The 2,365-nt window shown below is 65.9% G+C and carries 2 protein-coding genes; both read right to left on the minus strand.

Annotated features, from left to right (window positions below):
* Window positions 1-2,157: phage tail tape measure protein (locus G4G00_RS21650; RefSeq protein WP_164276607.1), on the minus strand; the 2,157-nt coding region annotated here is incomplete at its 3' end.
* Between the two features lie 67 nt (window positions 2,158-2,224).
* On the minus strand, window positions 2,225-2,341 hold the full coding sequence (locus tag G4G00_RS21655) for a GpE family phage tail protein (protein ID WP_164276610.1): 117 nt from the start codon (window positions 2,339-2,341) through the stop codon (window positions 2,225-2,227).
* Window positions 2,342-2,365 lie beyond the last annotated feature (24 nt).

The following is a 2,365-nucleotide window of genomic DNA, read 5'->3' on the forward strand; positions in this document are numbered from 1 at the left end:
CTGCAGGTTGACCGTCAGCACCGTGCCCAGGATCTGGCCAAAGCCACGGCCGGCATCGCTGGCGCCCTGCAGCTGCTCGCTGGTGGCCTGGAACGGGGCAGAGAGCTTCTTCACCCAGTCCCATGCCTTGCCCATCGCGGTAGACACCGTGTCCCACACCGGGCCGAGTGGTTCCAGCGCGGTGGCCAGCTCATCCATGATCGGACTCACCACATCGACGATGCCCTGCCATGTCCCAATCATGAAGGCCTTGATCGGCTCCCAGTACTTCCACACCAAAGCGGCCACAACACCGATGGCCGCGCCGATGGCCAGCACCGGCAGGCTGATGCCACCGAGCAGTGGCAACAGCATGCGGCCCACATTGAGCAGCATCGGGAAGGCGCGCCCGCCCAGCGACAGCACCTGGCCCACCAGCTTGCCCACACCGCCGCCGCCACTGAGCAGCAGGGCGGCCTTGTGCACCTGGGTCAGGGCCATCGCACCCATGCCGCCGGCCATCAGCAGGCCACCCAAGGCGGTGGCCAACGCGGTGCCGATCACCGCAACCTTGGCGATGGTCTTGGTGAGTTCGGGGTTGGCACGCACCCATTCGATGATTCTGCCGACCACTTCGCCGGTCTTGGTGGCCAGGGCCTTGAAGTCCGGCAGCAGCGTTTCGCCGATGCCCTGGGCCAGCACCTGGAAACTGTTGCGCAGCAGCTGTACGGCATTCTCAGAGGTGGCCACACGTGCGGCATACTCATTGCTCATCGAGCCGGCGTATTGCTGCGCATCGGCCACCTTGTCGAAGTTGCCCTGGAGTAGCTCCAGGTTGGTCAGCAGAGGTGCGATCGCACCAATGGATTCGCGACCAAACAGCTGGGTCATGGTCGCCGCCTGCTGGGCCTTGGGCAGCTGCTTGAGCTTTTCCAGGACCTGCAAGATCGCCCCGCCCGCGTCAGCCTGCATGGCGTCGGCCATGTCGCTGGCCTTCAGGCCCAGCTGTTCAAAGGCAGCGACCTGGCGCTTGGTGGCGCCCTCACCCGAAGACAGGGTGAGCAGCATGTTCTTGATGCCGGTGGCCGAGACTTCCGACTCAATGCCCATGCCGGCCACAGTGGCACCCAGCGCCGCCAGCGGCCCGCTGCCCAGGCCGGCCACCTCGCCCAGTGCACCGATGCGGTTGACCACATCGCTGATCTTCTGGACGTTGGCCGGGCCGGTATTGCCCAGATAGTTGATCTTGTCGGCCAGCTCGACCACATCGTCCTGGCCCATGCGGAAGGCAGTGCGCCAGGTGGCCATGGTCTGGCCAGCCTCTTCGGCGGTGCTGTCAAAGGCTACGCCCATCTTGGCCGCGTCCTCAGCAAAGCGCACCAGCTCCTGCCGGGGAATGGAGGCTTGACCTGCGGCAGCGACGATCTTGGCAATATCGGCCGGCACCATTGGCAACGAACGGGACAGATCCTCGATATCGCGGCCCATCAGCTTAAACGCTTCAGGCGACTCGAAGTCGACGACCTTCTTTACGTCGGCCATGGCCGATTCGAAGGACATGGCCTGTGCAACCGGGAAGGCCTGCGCACGCAGTGCGGTAGCAGCGGCCAGGGCGATACCGGTCCCGCTGGCCGCCGCCGTCATCCCTGCGCTGTGAATCTTGCGGCTCCGGGCCATGGCCGCATCTAGGGCGGCCAGGCGGCCGCGCTGTTGCTCCATCTGGGCGGTGGTGGCAGCGATGTCGGCGCGCAGCTGGCGCTCATGGCTGCCCAAGTGCTGGGTGCTGATACCGGCTCGCTCCAGCCCGCTGCGCAGGCGCTGCACCTGGATTTCGCTTTGCTGGTGCTGGCCCTTGAGCGCGGCAGCGGTGCGCTTGGCCTCGACAAAGGCCTTGCTCATCGCGCGGGTGGGCACCCCGGCTCGTGCAATCTCCCCGGCCAGCTGCCGCACCTTAGTGGTGGCCTCCTGGTGGGCAGCCTGCAGCGAGCGGGTGGCCTGCTGGGCCTGGCGGAAGGCGCTGACATCGCGCTGAGCGGCATTGAGCCGGCGCAGGGTGGCGTTTTGTTCCTGCAACGCTCCGGACAGCCCCTTGCTGCCGGCCATGATCTTGCGAAACGGTGCGCTGGCCTGGTCCAGCGCCTGCAGAATGACCTGCAGGCGCAAGTTGCCGCCGCTCATGCGTGCACCGACGCGCCGGCGAACCGGCGATGGCCGTGGCCATCAACGTCGCCCTGGGGGAAATACATCACGATTCGGCTCCACTTCGAACTCGGGCGCGCTCGCGCCAGTGCACCAGCTCATCCAGGTTCATGGCAGATAGCTCGGTCAGGGTGAACCCGAAGATCACCGCGATATCGGCCATGTACTCCTCTACGCAAACAGGGAG

This window comes from Stenotrophomonas sp. B1-1 (assembly GCF_010894375.1).
Classification (GTDB): Bacteria; Pseudomonadota; Gammaproteobacteria; order Xanthomonadales; family Xanthomonadaceae; genus Stenotrophomonas.